The organism is Niveispirillum sp., assembly GCF_052437035.1.
Classification (GTDB): Bacteria; Pseudomonadota; Alphaproteobacteria; order Azospirillales; family Azospirillaceae; genus Niveispirillum.
Map to the genome: position 1 here is coordinate 196,450 of NZ_JBQVOH010000002.1, position 16,105 is coordinate 212,554.

Consider the following 16,105-nt stretch of genomic DNA (forward strand, 5'->3'; position numbering starts at 1 on the left):
GTGACGAAACACGCCGGATGGGTGGGGAAACAAACCGAGCGGCTAAATAAATAGCCCGAAGGAAAATATCAGGCGCATGGCACACCTGAACCGGTGTTTTGCGAATGATCCCGCGCATTCTGGCGCCAAAAAATCACACGTAAAACTTTGCTCTGAGGGAGGATCTCTTGACAGGGATGCATTCAATGCTTGGTCGCGGCGTGGCCGTGGCCCTGCTGGCAAGCGCGTCGCCGTTCGCGCTGGCGTCGACCGCCATGGCCCAGGCCGCACCGGCAGCCACCGATACGCTTGATGAAATCATTGTTACCGGCGTGCGCGCTTCGCAGCAGCGCTCGGTCGATGTCAAGCGCAACCAGACGGCCATCGTCGATGCCATCTCGTCCGAAGATATCGGCAAGCTGCCGGACGTGACCATCGCGGACAGCTTGCAGCGCGTTCCCGGCATTCAGATCCGTCGCGACGCCGGTGAAGGCTCCACGGTGAATGTTCGCGGTCTGCCGCAGGTCATCACCATGCTGAACGGCGAACAGTACCTGTCCGCCGGTAACCAGGGTGAAGCCAAGCCGAACCTGACCGACGTTCCGGCCCAGCTGATGAACGCGGTCGTGGTCTATAAGAGCACCGAGACCAAGAACGCCCTGTCCGGCATTTCCGGCACCATCGATCTGCGTACCCGCCGTCCCTCCGACATGCCCTACGGCTTCTCCGCCTCTGGCGCTGTGGAAGGCCAGACGGGCAAGGACACGAAGGAAAAGGATTACCTGGCTAACGGCCTGCTGGCCTATCGTGGCGACCGCATCGGCGTGCTGGTCTCTGCCGCTGGCAGCCAGTCCAATCTGGGCAACAACTATTCCGGTGTGGCACCTGGCCCCGGCACCGGCGGTCTGTCCGGCAACAATGACTGGGGTGGTACGGCGCCGAACCAGTTCATCTCGCCGCACGGCTTTGAAAGCTTCAAGAAGGAAACGGAGCGCGATCGTCTTTCCGTGTCCGGTGCGTTTGAAGCCGATCTGGGGGAAGGCTTCACCTTCCTGGCCGAAGGCTTCTACACCAAGATGGACGAGTATAACCGCGCTGCCGGTTTGAACATCTCCAACCGCTGGTCGGGCGACGCTTTCGGCGTCTGGACCAAGCCGACCGACAGTACGCCGGTCAGCGGCAGCAACTGGCTGGCCGTGGATGAGTATGACATTGACGCCTGGTGGGTGAACTCCTTCTCGGTCAACCGCGTCAACAAGTCCGAGTCCAAGAACTACAACGCCGAACTGAAGTACGACAATGGCGGGCCGTTCAAGATGGAAGCCCGGGCCATGCGCTCGGACGCTGACCGTCTGTCGATGAATGGTCAGGCCCAGGGCGATCTGTCGAACTGGAAATACGCGCCGGGCCGCTTCACGCTGTTCCGTGACGCCAATGATCGTACCCGCGGCACCTTCTATCCGGCCTCCATCGCCTCGACCTTCCCCGCCTCGCGCTATACCAACAATGTCGTTGGTAGCCTGGGTGGTCGCTATGTCGATCCGAACCCGCTGGGCTACGGCCAGAACCCGCAGCTACATTACGACATCTCGGGTAGCAGCCCGGTTTGGTCGGGTTTTGATCGCGTGATTTCCGGTGGCCTGGGCGCTGGCAAGACGCTGACCGACTACATGGCCAACAAGGACAGCTACGCCATCGGCGCCTTCTCGTCGGAAGGCAATAACGAGGCGAAGTCGGACCTGAACGTCTATCGCATCGACACGCATTATGATTTCGAGGAGCCGCTGGGTGGTTTCCTCAACAAGATCGATGTGGGTATCCGCCGCGCCGATCGTTCCGTGTCGATTGAACAGTTCCACCTGTTCTCCACCTTCTACCAGGGCAAGGGCGTGAACGCCGCCGGCCAGCCCAACACCTCGGGCTGCTCGGCCCAGTGGAAGGCCATCGACGTCGTCATGAACCAGAACCAGTGCCAGGCCGGCGAATTCGTTCGCGACCCGGTCACGGGCCAACAGGTGTTCCAGGGCTATACGGTGAACGCCCCGACCCGCCTCGACACGTATAACAACGTGATCTGGGTGGACAATATGGGCTCCATCACCAAGGGTATCCCCGGCTTCTGGGCCATTGATCCGCGCGACTTCGATGATCCGGAGGCCTTCCACAAGAAGGTGTTCGGTGGTGCCGACCGCGCCATCATCCCCGGCCAGTCCTATGCTGTCGACCTGACGGAAGATAGCGGCTACCTGAACACCACGTTCGAGTATGGTCGCCTGTCCGGCACCGCCGGCCTGAAGATCATCCGTACCGAGCTGCAGGTCCGCCAGAACATCACCGGCGACACCCTGAACTATGGCGACACGAACATCGATGCCGGTGACGTTGTTTCCAAGCGCAGCTACTACGACTATCTGCCGGCCGTGAACGCCTCGTATGACGTCACTGACGATCTGCGTCTGCGCTTTAGCTACAGCAAGACCATGCAGCCGCTGGACCTGCTGAAGTATGGCGGCGCCTTGAAGATCAACACCGCTGATGATCCGGGTCTGGGCATCCGCGTGGTGACCAGCGCCGAGGCCAACGGTAATCCTGAACTGGATCCGTGGCGTGCGGATAACTGGGACGCGGCCATCGAATATTATATCGGCGACGCCAGCATGCTGAATCTGGCTGTGTTCCGTATGAATATCGAAAGCTACGTCGTCACCCGCACCACCGCCGACGGTCGCTACCCTGACCAGGACGGCGTCATCCGCCGCACGGTCAACGTGACCCGTCCGCAGCAGGGTGAAGGCGGCCGCGTTGAGGGTGTCGAAGTCGGTGCCAAGCTGTCCTTCAAGGACTTCCTGGATAATGACAGCTTCATCTCCAACTTCGGTGTCGATACCAACTACACCTACTCGCCCTCCGAACAGACCCTGTCGTCGGGCAAGAAGCTGGCCTTCGCCGACAATTCCAAGCATCAGTACAACCTGATCGGCTGGTACCAGGACGATAACTTCCAAGCCCGCGTTGCGTACAACTTCCGCAGCAAGCGTCTGGAAAATACCTTCAAGGACTTCCCCGTCTATCAGGACACCACGCAATTCGTTGACGTGAACCTGAGCTACAACGTCAACGAAAAGATCACGGTTTACGCCAACGGTTCCAACATCACCGGCGAGATCGAGGATTACTTCGTTGAGTTCGCGCCCGGCACAACCCAGTACGCCTGGCAGAACGAGTATGAAAGCCGCTACACCGTCGGTGTCCGCTTCAAGTGGTAATCACGCTGTAGGCTGAGCAGGGGGCGCTGCCGGGACGTGATCCACGTCAAGGCAGCGCCCTTTTTTCTTTGCCATTCACCTGTACAATCCCAACAGATTTGCCTGGAAGAATGAAGATGCCCAGCGATAACCGCATCCGTGAACTGGTCATTGTCGGCGGCGGGACCGCTGGCTGGATGACGGCGGCGTCGCTGGCCAACCATTTCCAGGGATCGGGGTTGAAGATCACCCTGATCGAAAGCTCCGCCATCGGCACCATCGGGGTGGGCGAGGCGACGATCCCCACCATCCGCCGCTTCTACCAGTCTTTGGGCTTGCGCGATCTGGATGTGCTGAAGGCCACGCATGGTACGGTGAAGCTGGGCATCCGGTTTGATGGCTGGCTGAACAAGGACAGCAGCTTCATTCATCCGTTCGGCGTTTATGGCCAGGATCTGCGCGATATTCCGTTCCACCAATATTGGCTGCGTCTGCGCGCTGCTGGTGAGAAGGTGGACCTGGGCGATTATTCGCTGGCGGTCGCGCTGGCGCGCGGCGGGCGGTTTACGACCCCGTCGCCCAACCCGCCCTCCACCCTGTCGGTCTTTGACTGGGCCCTGCATTTCGATGCCGGTCTTTTCGCGCAGCTTATGCGTCAGACAGCGGAAAAGCTGGGTGTGCAGCGCATCGATGCGAAGATCGAGAAGGTGGAACTGAACCCGGCGAATGGCCATATCTCGGGCCTGCTGCTGGATAGCGGCGCCACGGTCACGGGCGACCTGTTTGTCGATTGCTCCGGCTTTCAAGGGTTGCTGATCGAAGGGGCGATGAGTGCTGGGTATGAGGATTGGGGCCAGTGGCTGCTGTGCGACCGGGCGCTGGCGGCCCAGGGCTATGCCATCACGCCGCCGCCACCCTTTACCCGTGTCACGGCGCACAATGCCGGCTGGCGCTGGACCATCCCGCTTCAGCACCGGACCGGTCACGGTTATGTCTATTCCAGCCGGCATATCAGCGACAGCGACGCGGAGGCGGAACTGCTGGCCGCCGTGGGTGGTGATCTGAAGATGGCGCCGCGCCGCATCACCTTCACGCCGGGCCGCCGCAAACAGGCCTGGAAGGGAAACTGCGTTGCCATCGGCCTGTCGTCAGGCTTCCTGGAACCGCTGGAAAGCACCTCCATCGCCTTGATCGAAACGGGTATTGATAAGCTGAAACAGCTTTTCCCGGGTCGGGATATCGATCCGCTGCTGGTTGATGAGTATAATGACTGGAGCCGGCGGGAGATGGAGCGCGTGCGCGACTTCATCATCCTGCATTACTGGCTGAACCGGCGCGAGGACACCGAATTCTGGCGCGATTGCCGCGCCATCGACCTGCCCGATACGCTGACCCGCAAAGTGGAGATGTGGAAGCGGCGGGGGCACATGGTCCGCTACCGCTGGGAGATGTTCCAGCCGGCCAGCTGGCTTGCCATCTATGCCGGGTTTGATTTCCTGCCCGATGGCTATGACCCGGCCCTGGACGGGTTCGATGTGCCCAGCCTGTCACGCGGGCTGGCCGGCATGCGCAAGGCCATTGCCGATACGGTGGCGGATTGCCCCACACATCAGGAATTTATCGACCGGTATGCCAAGGTCGCGCCTTAACCAACAAGAAATCGGACAAGAGGGAACGTTATGAAGCCGTTGAACAAGATCGTCATCGCTGGGGGTGGTACAGCCGGCTGGATCACCGCCGCCATGCTGTCCTTCATGACGAAGGGAACGGGCACCACCGTCGAGTTGGTTGAATCCGATGAAATCGGTACCATCGGCGTGGGCGAGAGCACGATCCCGCCCTTCGTGGTACTGCTGCGCAGTCTGGGGATTGATGAGCAGGATTTCATCAAATCGACCAATGCCAGCTTCAAGCTGGCCATCCGGTTCGAGGATTGGTTCAAGAAGAACCAGCATTACTATCACCCGTTCGGCACGCTGGGTGGCCTGATCGACAATCACGAATTCTACCAATGCTGGCTGCGGGCCAAGGCGGCGGGTCATCCGTCGGAATTGCAGGATTTCGCGGCGGCCACGGTGATGGCCGACCAGATGAAGTTCCTGCTGCCCTTCAAGGCACCACGCACCATGATCGCGTCCGCGTCCTATGCCCTGCATGTCGATGCCAAGCGGGTGGCGCAGTATCTGCGCCGTTATGCCGAAGAACGCGGCGTGACCCGGACGGAGGGGCGGATCAATCGCGTCCGCACCCGTCCCGATGGGGCCATCGCCGGGCTGGACCTTGCCAATGGCAAGGTTGTGGACGGCGATTTCTTCATCGACTGCACGGGCTTCCGCGCCCTGCTGATCGGTCAGACGCTGGGCGTGGGCTATGTCAGCTGGGCGGACGAGCTGCTGTGCGACCGGGCCGTGGCAGTGCAGACGGAGAACACCGACGATGATGCCGATGTGCATCCCTATACGCTGAGCCAGGCACAGGATTGCGGCTGGCGCTGGCGTATCCCGCTGCAGCACCGGGCCGGCAATGGCTATGTCTATTCCAGCCGCTTCCTGTCGGATGATGAGGCGGTGGCCACCCTGATGCGTCAGGTGAAGGGCCGCCCCCTGATCGAGCCGAATATCATCCCCTTCAAGACCGGCATGCGGGCCAAGATGTGGGAAAAGAACTGCGTGGCGCTGGGGCTGGCCGCCGGCTTCATCGAACCGCTGGAATCAACGGCCATCCATCTGGTCTATCGTGCTGTTGATTACCTGTTCCGCTTCTTCCCCGATGGCGATATCGACCCGTCACTTCAGGCCGAATTTAACCGCCGTATCGCGGCAGAGTATGAGGAAGTGCGGGATTTCATCGTGCTGCATTACTGCACCACCCAGCGCGACGACACGCCGTTCTGGCGTGCGGCCCAGCGTACGCCGATCCCGGCCAGCCTTCGTGCCCGTATGGACCTGTTCAAGGCGACCGGTATCCTGCGCCAGGGGCTGGAGGAACTGTTTGGGGCGGCCAGCTGGCAGTCGGTCTATGAAGGCATGGGCGTGCGCCCGGCGCGGTATCAGCCGTTTGTGGACAAGGTACCGATGAGTGTGATCACCGAAACGCTGGACCGGTCCGCCCCGCTGCTAAAGGCCCAGGTCGCGGGCCTGCCGCATCATGCGCAGTTCCTACGCGACCATTGCCGCGCCGAACGGGATTTCTGATTACCGCCGCGCAGGCGGGGCGGTGGACCGGCGTATGACGACATGGTGGGGCAGCACGCGGTGGGCCTGGGGTGCAGGCTCACCCGGCTGTTTTTTCCGTGTCAGGATATTCACCAGGATTTCCGCCGCCGCATCGGCCAGTTCCTGGATGGGCTGCTTTACCGTTGTCAGGGGCGGCCAGACCATTTCGGCTAGTTCGATATCGTCGAAACCGACCACCGACAGGTCGCCCGGCAGGGACAGGCCCCGGTCATGGGCCACGGACAGGACGGCGGCGGCCATTTCGTCGTTTGATGCGACAATGGCTGTCGGCGGCTCGGCCAGCGACAGGAGACGGCGCGTGCAGGGCAGGGCTGAGCGGTAGGTGAAGCCGCCCTGTTCAATGATCTCCGGGTCAGGTTCCAGCCCATATTCGCGCAGCGCGTCGCAATAGCCGGAATAGCGCAGACGCGTGCCGGCATGATGTTCCGGCCCCTTAATGAAGCCGATGCGCCTGTGACCGAAGGCCAGCAGATGCATGGTCAGGTCATTGGCCGCCGCCCGTTCATCAATCCGTACCGAGGAGCCACCATCGCGTTCATGCTGCGGCGTGACGCGGACATAGGGGATGTTGGCCCGTTCGATGACGCTTATGACGGTGTCATTGTCAGTCACAGGAGCGGTCAGGACGACGGCATCCAGGTTCAACTGATTGACCAGCTTGCTGACACGGTCTTCGACATCATCGCCGCGATAATCGATTTCCTCGATCAGCAAGTGGTAGCCCTGGTCGCGGAACCGGGTCAGCAGGCCCATCTGGATTTGGCCGGTATAGGGACCACCGGGGTCACCATAAACATGGGCGATCAGGTAGGATTTGTCGCCCTTCAGGCTCTGCGCCGACTTGTTCGGCTGGAACTGCAATTCCGCCATCACCCGCTGAACACGCTCACGGGTTTCCGCGCTGACATAGCGTTCATTGTTCATGACGCGGGAAACGGTCTTGATCGACGCGCCGGCGGCGCGGGCCACATCAATGATCGTCGGCTTGCGATCTGACACGATTGAACACCTGTGCATAAAGGCGGCCAGAGGTCGGCGCCCCGGCCCCCAAATTTCACGGAAACCAGCCGCTTGGCAAGCATCAGATAACGATGTCATGTTTTCATCAGCATTTCCTCAATTGAGGTGGGTCAATGCCGTTGCCGCAGGCCGGGCTATGGTGCGCGCCATCCTGCGACCCCGTGCCAGAGCCCGACCAACATGCCCAAGGATTGCGCGCCCGACACAACCAATGCCGAAGAGCGTCTGGATTTCTTTCGCTTGGATGGTGTAGCGCGGGCCGCCCTTCGCGACGCTCGCCAGGTTCTGATGCCGACACTGCCCGACATGGCCGCCGGCTTCTACGCACGCCTGGCCACGATTCCCCGGTTGGCACCAATGATCGCGGCCAAGGGAAAGGTACCCCGCCTGACATCGTCGCAGGTGGATCATTGGGCTGCCCTTTTCGATGGGCGCTTCGATGAGGCCTATTTCGCCCGTGCCCGCCGCATCGGTCTGGCCCATGACCGGATCGGATTGGAACCGCGCTGGTATGTCGGGGCCTATGCGCATTTCCTGGACGATATCTTTGCGGCCCTTCTGGAACGCCGCTGGCCGAAGGAACGGACCCGTGATGCCCTGTCGGCGGTCATGCGGGCGACGCTGCTGGATATGGAACTGGCCATTTCCGCCTATGCCCAGAGCGGGGAGGCGTCGCGTATCAAGCAGGAACTGCTGCAACTGACCGACCGGATCGAACGCGACATCGAAGAGACGGTGTCGGGCGTGGCCGAACAGGCGGGGCACATGGCGGAAAGTGCCGACCGGCTTGGCGTCATTGCCGGTGACCTGCATGATGCCGCCGCCGCCATGGCCCAGGCGGCAGCCAACGCCCTGTCGGATGTGCAGGCTGTAGCGACCGCAACGGAGCAGCTGGAGGCTGCCAGCCGCGCCATCGCCGAACAGGTGGCGCAGAGCGCGACCGTCACTGACACTGTGGCCCGGCAGGCTGGCGATGCCGCGGCCATTGTAACCGGCCTGTCAGAGGCCACGTCCCGCATCAGCAATGTCGCAAAACTGGTCCAGGCAATCGCGGCGCAGACCAAGCTGCTGGCGCTGAACGCCAATATCGAGGCTGCACGGGCCGGTGATGCCGGGCGTGGCTTCGCCGTGGTTGCGGGGGAGGTGAAAAGCCTTGCCCGTCAGACGGAGGAGGCGATTGGAACTGTTAATGTGCAGGCGGTTGATATCCGCGCGGCAACAGATGCCACCGGCAAGTCGGTGGATGGCATGGTCCGCGATATCCGGCGTGTCGATGCCATATCCGGTCAGGTGCGCGATGCCACGGATCAGCAGCGTCAGGCGACGGCTGAAATCTCCCGTGGCGCACTGTCTGCCGCAGATCAGGCGCGGCGGCTGGCCGACCGTGCTGGCGGCATGCTGGATCATGCCCGGATGACGGGGGATACCGCGGCAGAGGTGCGGTCCATGGCTGCCGGCGTGAATGACATGCTATCCGGCCTGCGTCGCCGCGTGACGGAGGTGCTGCGTGCCTCCACAGCCGGCGACCGGCGGCGCAGCGTGCGCCTGCCCCTGTCCATCGGGTTCGAGGCGGAGTTTGGCGACAGCCGTCTGGCGGGTCGGACCCTGGACCTGTCGGTTGAAGGCTGCTTGCTGCATGGCGTGACAGCGGGTTGTTCCCCCGGCACTGCTGGCCGCCTTCATCTGGAGGGGGTGGGGCCCGTCCGGGCCAGTGTCCGCGCCGTCAGCGGCGCAGGGCTTCATATCGGGTTCGAGGAGGTGCCGGCGGAGACGGAACAGGCATTGCGCCGTCTGCTCGTCCGCGACTGACCATCAGCCCTCATCTGCGATCAAGGTCAGAGCGTCTGTGTCGCAGACGACCTGACCGTGCCCCACGTCACGGATGGCGCCCGTGCGTTTGAAGTCGGAGATGGTGCGGCTGGCGGTTTCCAGCGTGATGGCCAGGATGGCGCCCATATCCTCCCGCGTGAAAAGCCGCACAGGGCCGTAGGGCGTTTCGTCGGCCAGCAAAAGCAGCAGACGGGCCACGCGCTGCCGGGCATTGCCGGTGGAAAGATTGGCCAGGAAGCCGTCGGCTGTGCTCAACGCCTCATGCCATTTTTCCATCAGGCGCTGATGCAAACGCGGGGTGCGGGCCTGAAGCTGGTTCACGGTGGTGACGGGGATGCGGCAATATTCCACCGGCTGTAGGGCAACGGCGATATGGTCGTAACTGGACTTCACCAATGCCTCCAACCCCGCGACGCCCCCCACGCGTACCAGCCGCACGATGCGCTGGGTTCCGTCTGGCAGCAGGGTGACCAGTTTCACCAGCCCGCGCCGGATGGTCAGGATGGCACCGGCATCATCGCCCATGCCATAAAGCTGGGTGCCAGCCTCGACATGGACCTCCTCAATGGGCGTGTGGATATGGGCAAAATCCTCTGCCTGAAAATCGGCGAACAGCACCAGATGGCGCACGCCGCAGCTTTGACAGGCGGCGGTTCCCCTCCAGGCGGCTTCGATCTGCGTCGCCTTCACCATTATCCTCCCGAACGATCCGGGCGCTACTATGCGCCGGGGGCGTCGGGGACGCCAATGCGACCTTTCGCGTCTGAGAATGGCAAAGCCCCCGGACGGTTTCCCATCCGGGGGCTTTCCCTGTCAAACCCGGTGCCGCCGCCGTATCAGAACGGGCTGATGGCTTCCAGCACCTGCTGACCCCAGCGCGGGGCCTGCACATCGGTGATGTGGCCGCGACCGCCGTAAGAGATACGGGCCTCAGCGATCTTTTCATAAGAGATGGTGTTGGCCGACGTGATGTCCTCGGGCCGGATGATGCCGGTCAGGGTCAGTTCGCGCACCTCGTTATTGACGCGCACCTCCTGCTTGCCATTCACCACCATGTTGCCATTGGGCAGAACCTGCACGATCAGGGCGGCCACCTGCAGGTTGATCTGCTCCTGACGCTGGATCTGGCCGGTGCCCGTGCTGTTGGAGGTGCCAGACGCGCTGATCAGGCTGCCGGGGTCGACGGCGTTGGGCAGGATATTGTTGGTGGAGGATTCCAGACCGAACAGGTTGGGGATGCCCATCGTGTCACTGCCGTCGCGGGTGCGGGTGGTGTTGTTCTGCATCTGGGCCCGGTCATTGATCTGGATCGTGACCGTCATGATGTCACCCACGCGCGCCGCCCGCTGATCCTTGAAGAAGGCGCGGGCACCGGCCCGCCACAGGGAATTGGCCTGACGCTCTTGCACCGGCGCTTCCGGCATCGGCAGGCGCACGGGGCGGTAGTTGGGATCGCGCGAGGGGTCGTCAATACCCGACAGGGCCGGGGTCTGTCCGACCGCCGCCAGCTTGTCCGTCACACAGCCGGTCAGCGGCAGGACGGTGAGTGACAGCAGCAGGGCAGTGCGGATGGAACGGCGGGCGGTCAGGGGACGGGCGGACATTTCGGTTCTCCTTACCGGGCCGCCTTCTTCGACGGGCCCGACACTTGGCTGACAGGGGCGATGACCGGGTTGGACGGGTTGACGGTCACCAGATTGGGACCGGCCACCACGGCCTCGATCACTCTGTTGGAGGACGTATTCACAATCCGTACCAACTCGCCCATGCCGCCATCAGAAAGTGCTTTTCCCGATGCCGTCAGGCTCATTGTCGTGCTTTGCAGAAGGATGGTGACGGCCTGCCCCTTGCCCACCACCACCGGTTCCCGCACGTCGCGGACATTCACTGCCTGGTTCGGTGCAACGGCCCGCCGCAAGGTTTTACCAATCATTTCAGAGGCTTCGACAACAGCACCGGCTTGCACCCGGTCGCGCGGCTGCCGCAGATAGGTGATGTCGCCATCCCCGATCACCTCTCCCGTCGCCATGCGGCGGGCCAGGACGGGTAGTTCCACCATATCCATGACGCGGGCACCAATGGTCTGACGCACCACCTCCGGCCCGGTGGCCGGGGCAATGATTTCTGCGGTAACGCGGCCCCGCACCGCGTCATAGGCAAGATTTTCCACGCGCACCGAGGCATCGTGGCCGGTGGGCAGGAACAGGCTAAGCGTGCGGTTATCCAGCAGCACATCGGCCTGACCGCCGACCCCGGCATCGCGCAGGGCCAGACGCAGCCCATCGACGATGGCATCGTTCGTTACCTGTACCGAGGCTCGTTCCACCACGATCCGGTCCGCCCCGCCCGACGCACGCCAGTCGATGCCATTGCTGGCCGCGATGCGCGAAAGGGTGGGGGCATCCAGGCTGGCGCGGCGGCCCGGAACGGGGGCAACCATGACCGTGCGGGTCGCGACATCGGGTTCCAGCCCGTCGAACAGGTCACCCAGCAGAATTTGCCCATCGGCCACACTGGCAGCCGGCTTCAGCGTGGCGGCCTGCGCGGCGGTGCCGGACAGCAGGACAGCGGCGAGCATCAGGGCGGCGAAGCGGGTCATGACGAAGGCTCCGAAAACGGGGTGGGCAGAAATGACCTAGTTGAGCCGTCAGGCTCCGGCGGCGGTGACTAAACTCAAATCAGCGCAGCTGGCTGACCGACTGCATCATCTGATCCGTGGTGGAGATGACGCGGGAGTTCATTTCATAGGCGCGCTGTGCGGTGATCAGCTGGGTGATCTCGGCAACGATATTGACGTTGGAGGTCTCCAGCGCGCCCTGCATCACGCGGCCAAAGCCTGGGCCGCCGGGATTACCGGTGATGGCCTGACCGGAAGCCGGGGTTTCCAGCAGCAGGTTGTCGCCGATCGCTTCCAGACCCGCGGTGTTGGGGAAGGCTGCCAGCTGGATCTGGCCCACATTCTGCGGCACGGTCTGACCGTCGATCTTGGCCAGGACTTCGCCATTCGGGTTGATGGTGATGTCCACGGTGTTCTGCGGCACCACGATGCCGGGCTGCACCTGATAACCGTCGGCGGTGACCAGGGTACCTTCGGCGTTCAGCTGGAACGAACCGGCGCGGGTATAGGCCGTTTCGCCGTTGGGCAGCTGCACCTGGAAGTAACCCTGGCCGTTGATGGCCACGTCCAGCGTGTTGCCGGTCGGGTTGATATTGCCCTGTTCGTTGATGCGGTAGATGGCGGCGGCCTTGACGCCCAGACCCACCTGGATGCCCGACGGGACGATCGTGCCGGCATCAGACGAGGTGGAGCCCACACGGCGCTGGTTCTGGTACAGCAGGTCCTGGAATTCGGCCCGCTGACGCTTGTAACCGGTCGTCGTCATGTTGGCGATGTTGTTGGAGATGGTTTCGACATTCAGCTGCTGGGCCAGCATGCCGGTGGAACCAATGGAGAGGCTGCGCATGGTTTCAATCCTTCTTGCTGGCTGGATTACTGAACGCGGGCGAGCTTGCCGATGGCGCCGCGGATGCGTTCATGTTCGGTGTCGATCATCTTCTGGACGCTCTGGTAGGTGCGCAGGACATCGATCATCTGCGTCATCTCCACCACGCTCTGAACATTGCTGCCTTCGATGGCGCCCTGGCTGATCTGGGGCTGATCGACGGCAATTTCTTCCTGGTTGGCTTCATACAGACCACCGCCCAGTTCCATCATCCGCTGCTCATCGGCGAAGGTCACAACCTTCAACTGACCCAGCTGACCCTGCTCCGTGGTGACGGCGCCGTTGCCGGCGATATGGATCTGGGTGGCGTCGGCGGGGATGACGATACGCTGGTTGTTGGTATCCAGCACCGGCAGGCCGGAGCGGTCCACGATCTCGCGGTTGGTGTTCAGCTGGAAGGCGCCGCCACGGGTGTAGCGGGTGCCGGTCAGCGTTTCGACAGCGAAATAACCGTCACCGCGCAAGGCGACATCCAGTTCGTTGTTGGTCACGGTGATGGGGCCGGCGTCGACATTGCGCTGCAGACCGAAATCCTGAACGAAGCTCATCCGGTCGCCCTGACGGTCGGGACGCTCCAGATATTCCAGGAACAGCATGCGCTGCGACTTGAAGCCGGTGGTGTTCATGTTCGCGATGTTATTCGACACCACGTCCAACTGCCGGCGCAGGGCTTCCTGGCGGGACAGGGTGATGTAGAGTGAATTTTCCATCGCTCGAATTCCTCATGCTGGCCAGGGGCCGTTGCTTGCCAGGATTAAAAGCAAACAGCGTGCCAAGTCAGGGTAAGTGGCGGAAATCCGCCCTTTTCGGTTGCGCCGGGGAAGGGGGCGGCAAATAATGCCGGGATCATGATCCTGCCCGATATCCTGGCCTCAGGCCTTCACCTCGTCTTTTGCGGAACGGCCCCGTCGCGCGTGTCCGCCGCCAAGGGCGCCTACTATGCCAATCCCGGCAACGCGTTCTGGCCCACACTGGTCCGTATCGGTCTGGTGCCGGATGGCTGGCGGGCTGCTGACTTCATCCGCATGAACGAGTTGGGCCTGGGCCTGACCGATCTGAACAAGGTGGAGATCGGCAATGATGTGGACCTGACACCGGACGGCTTCGACATTCCGGGCTTCATGGTCAAGATGCGAGCCCATCGCCCCGCTGCCATCGCCTTCACCAGCAAGAATGGCGCGCGCCTGTTCCTTGGACCCAGGGCGGTGATCCCATGGGGGCGGCAGCCAGAAGATTGGGAAGGCATTGCGCTTTTCGTTCTGCCCTCGCCATCAGGGCAGGCGCGGGCCAGCTTTGACCTTGGGCCATGGCGGGAGGCGGCGGCTTTTGTGGAGGCGCGTCGCGGTTTGGCTGCTACGGGCATTGGCTGAACCCTTTTCCGCGTGCTAGAATCCTTTCAACAAGCTGTTTTCAGGGAAGATGAACATGCCCGATCAGGACGATATCGATGCCATGTTCGGCGAAATGGCCAGCGGCGGTTCCGTTCGCGCGCTTCCCGAACAGCAGGAAATCTCCGCCGTCTATGACACGGAGGTGGAGATGAGTGTCGTGCTGGGTACGTCCAATATCCGCGTGCGCGATCTCTTGAAGCTGGGCCGTGGCGCTATCGTGGAACTGGACCGCAAGATTGACGACCTTTCCGATATCGTTGTCTCTGGCCGCATGGTGGCACGGGGTGAGGTGACGATTGTCGAAGACAAGATCGCCGTCACCTTCCGAGAATTCGCACGCATCAATAACTGAACCGCGGCGAGTTTGCCGGAGGCGCCCACTCTTGAGTAGGATGGAGCCTCATGAGCAAGGCGACGAACGAGTTTTCGCCTGAGGTTCGCGAACGCGCGGTGCGGCTGGTATTAGACAACGAGGGCCAGCATGGCTCGCGTTGGCAGGCCATCCTATTGATCGCGGCAAAGATCGGCTGTTAGGCGCTGACCCTGAACGATTGGGTCAGGAAGGCCGAGGTGGACAGCGGGCGCGGTGCTGGCATCCCGACCGAGATGGCCGAGCAGATGAAGGCGCTGAAACGGGAGAACCGTGAGCTGCGCCAGGCGAACGAAATCCTGCGCAAGGCGTCAGCATATTTTGCGATGTCGGAGGTCGACTGCCAGTCGAAGTGATGGTGTCGTTCATCGATGCGCATCGCGATGCGCACAGGGGCGAGCCGATCTGCAGGGTTCTGCCGATCGCCTGTCCACATACTACAATCATCTTGCCGGCCGGTCCGTTCCAGAAAAGCTGTCAGACCGGGCGCGCCGGAATGCGGCGTTGCGACCGGAGATCCGCCGCGTGTTCGAGGAGAACTGGCGGGTCTATGGCGTGCGGAAGATCTGGCGGCAGCTGGGGCGCGAGGGGTTCGATGTTGCCCGCTGCACGGTCGCCCGGCTGATGAAGGGCGTGGGTATCCAGGGCCTCATCCGTGGCAAGCCGCACAGAACGACGATCACCGACAAGAAGTTCCCATGCCCGTTGGACAAGGTGAACCGGCAGTTCCGTGCACCCGCGCCCCACAGGCTGTGGGTGTCGGATTTCACCTATGTCGCCACCTGGAAAGGGTTCGTCTATGTGGCTTTCGTCATCGATGCCTATGCCCGCAAAATCGTGGGCTGGCGCGTCAGCGCCTCAGCGCAGGCGGGGTTCGTGCTCGACGCCTTGGAACAGGCCGTCCATGCCCGCCGCCCGGCCAAGGCCATGGGACTGGTTCATCATAGCGACCGCGGGTCTCAATATCTGTCCATCCGCTACACCGAGCGGCTGGCGGAAGCCGGTATCGAACCCTCGGTTGGCAGCGTCGGAGACAGCTACGACAATGCCCTGGCAGAGACGATCAACGGGCTATTCAAGGCTGAGGTCGTCCACCGTCGCGGTCCCTGGCGCGGCGTCGAGGCCGCCGAATACGCCACGCTGGAATGGGTCAACAGGTTCAACAACCGCCGACTGCTCGAGCCAACTGGCAACATTCCGCCCGCGGAAGCCGAGGCCAACTTCTACGCAGCTCTGGAAACTAAAGCCGTGGCCGCGTAAATATTGAATTCAAGCCACCGCCAAACTCGGCGCGGTTCAAACAAACTGACCGAATCTCCTGCCAGATAGCGCTCGCTCGCGATGGTCAGGCTGCTGGTATCCGCGAACGCGGGCACGGCCAGAATCCCGCGGGCGAGGGTGAGGGCGAGGGTGAGGGTGGACAACAGCAGGAGGACTGTCATCGGCATGGTACGCTCCCTTGTGAAAAGGATTGCGATAGCCAGGGAATGGTGGCGTGGTTCACGGTCGGCACGGAATAGACCCTGGCGAA

At 62.3% G+C, this 16,105-nt stretch carries 14 protein-coding genes, 1 pseudogene and 1 other annotated feature; of the genes and pseudogenes, 8 read left to right on the forward strand and 7 right to left on the reverse strand.

Annotated features, from left to right (window positions below):
- Positions 1 to 185 precede the first annotated feature (185 nt).
- From ACT6Q8_RS06130 to ACT6Q8_RS06140, 3 genes are all read left to right on the forward strand, one after another.
- Positions 186 to 3,245 carry a TonB-dependent receptor gene (locus ACT6Q8_RS06130; protein WP_054169293.1) on the forward strand — a complete coding sequence of 1,020 codons (3,060 nt, stop codon included), beginning with the start codon at positions 186 to 188 and terminating at the stop codon, positions 3,243 to 3,245.
- A gap of 116 nt (positions 3,246 to 3,361) precedes the next feature.
- Positions 3,362 to 4,873, forward strand: a complete 1,512-nt coding sequence (locus tag ACT6Q8_RS06135; RefSeq protein ID WP_054169322.1) for a tryptophan halogenase family protein — start codon at positions 3,362 to 3,364, stop codon at positions 4,871 to 4,873.
- A 30-nt stretch (positions 4,874 to 4,903) separates the two neighbouring features.
- Positions 4,904 to 6,418 (forward strand): tryptophan halogenase family protein, encoded by a 1,515-nt coding sequence (locus ACT6Q8_RS06140; protein WP_444734139.1) that lies wholly within the window; start codon positions 4,904 to 4,906, stop codon positions 6,416 to 6,418.
- Here ACT6Q8_RS06140 and ACT6Q8_RS06145 read toward each other — a convergent pair whose 3' ends face one another.
- A complete protein-coding gene (locus ACT6Q8_RS06145) occupies positions 6,419 to 7,459 on the reverse strand; it encodes a LacI family DNA-binding transcriptional regulator (RefSeq protein ID WP_444734138.1) in 1,041 nt (346 codons plus the stop codon). It lies immediately after the preceding gene.
- 201 nt (positions 7,460 to 7,660) lie between these two features.
- Between ACT6Q8_RS06145 and ACT6Q8_RS06150 the strand changes: the two genes are divergently transcribed.
- Positions 7,661 to 9,289, forward strand: coding sequence for a protoglobin domain-containing protein (locus tag ACT6Q8_RS06150; protein ID WP_444734137.1), 1,629 nt, complete (start codon positions 7,661 to 7,663; stop codon positions 9,287 to 9,289).
- 3 nt (positions 9,290 to 9,292) lie between these two features.
- Here ACT6Q8_RS06150 and ACT6Q8_RS06155 read toward each other — a convergent pair whose 3' ends face one another.
- From ACT6Q8_RS06155 to flgF, 5 genes are all read right to left on the reverse strand, one after another.
- Positions 9,293 to 10,003 carry a Crp/Fnr family transcriptional regulator gene (locus tag ACT6Q8_RS06155; protein ID WP_444734136.1) on the reverse strand — a complete coding sequence of 237 codons (711 nt, stop codon included), beginning with the start codon at positions 10,001 to 10,003 and terminating at the stop codon, positions 9,293 to 9,295.
- A gap of 143 nt (positions 10,004 to 10,146) precedes the next feature.
- Positions 10,147 to 10,914, reverse strand: a complete 768-nt coding sequence (gene flgH / locus ACT6Q8_RS06160) for a flagellar basal body L-ring protein FlgH (protein ID WP_444734135.1) — start codon at positions 10,912 to 10,914, stop codon at positions 10,147 to 10,149.
- Between the two features lie 11 nt (positions 10,915 to 10,925).
- Complete coding sequence (flgA, locus tag ACT6Q8_RS06165; protein ID WP_444734134.1) at positions 10,926 to 11,909, reverse strand: flagellar basal body P-ring formation chaperone FlgA; 984 nt, start codon at positions 11,907 to 11,909, stop codon at positions 10,926 to 10,928.
- A gap of 79 nt (positions 11,910 to 11,988) precedes the next feature.
- A complete protein-coding gene (flgG, locus tag ACT6Q8_RS06170) occupies positions 11,989 to 12,774 on the reverse strand; it encodes a flagellar basal-body rod protein FlgG (protein WP_054169299.1) in 786 nt (261 codons plus the stop codon).
- Positions 12,775 to 12,800: 26 nt separating this feature from the next.
- Entirely contained in the window at positions 12,801 to 13,523 is a 723-nt protein-coding gene (gene flgF, locus ACT6Q8_RS06175) for a flagellar basal-body rod protein FlgF (protein WP_054169300.1), read from the reverse strand.
- A 138-nt stretch (positions 13,524 to 13,661) separates the two neighbouring features.
- Between flgF and ACT6Q8_RS06180 the strand changes: the two genes are divergently transcribed.
- From ACT6Q8_RS06180 to ACT6Q8_RS06195, 4 genes and pseudogenes are all read left to right on the forward strand, one after another.
- Positions 13,662 to 14,183 carry a mismatch-specific DNA-glycosylase gene (locus tag ACT6Q8_RS06180; protein WP_054169301.1) on the forward strand — a complete coding sequence of 174 codons (522 nt, stop codon included), beginning with the start codon at positions 13,662 to 13,664 and terminating at the stop codon, positions 14,181 to 14,183.
- 55 nt (positions 14,184 to 14,238) lie between these two features.
- Positions 14,239 to 14,556: a flagellar motor switch protein FliN gene (fliN, locus tag ACT6Q8_RS06185; protein WP_245924247.1), complete on the forward strand. Its 318-nt coding sequence runs from the start codon at positions 14,239 to 14,241 to the stop codon at positions 14,554 to 14,556.
- A gap of 50 nt (positions 14,557 to 14,606) precedes the next feature.
- Positions 14,607 to 14,738 (forward strand): hypothetical protein, encoded by a 132-nt coding sequence (locus ACT6Q8_RS06190; RefSeq protein WP_444734133.1) that lies wholly within the window; start codon positions 14,607 to 14,609, stop codon positions 14,736 to 14,738.
- Positions 14,739 to 14,747: 9 nt separating this feature from the next.
- Positions 14,748 to 15,834: pseudogene (locus tag ACT6Q8_RS06195) on the forward strand (IS3 family transposase).
- Positions 14,888 to 15,003 (forward strand) — a sequence feature (AL1L pseudoknot). It overlaps the preceding pseudogene by 116 nt.
- Here the strand turns inward: ACT6Q8_RS06195 and ACT6Q8_RS06200 are convergent.
- The gene (locus ACT6Q8_RS06200) at positions 15,798 to 16,022 is read right to left on the reverse strand and encodes a hypothetical protein (RefSeq protein WP_444734963.1); all 225 of its coding nucleotides are present in this window, start codon (positions 16,020 to 16,022) and stop codon (positions 15,798 to 15,800) included. The pseudogene ACT6Q8_RS06195 and the gene ACT6Q8_RS06200 sit on opposite strands and share 37 nt — an antisense overlap.
- Between the last annotated feature and the right edge of the window lie 83 nt (positions 16,023 to 16,105).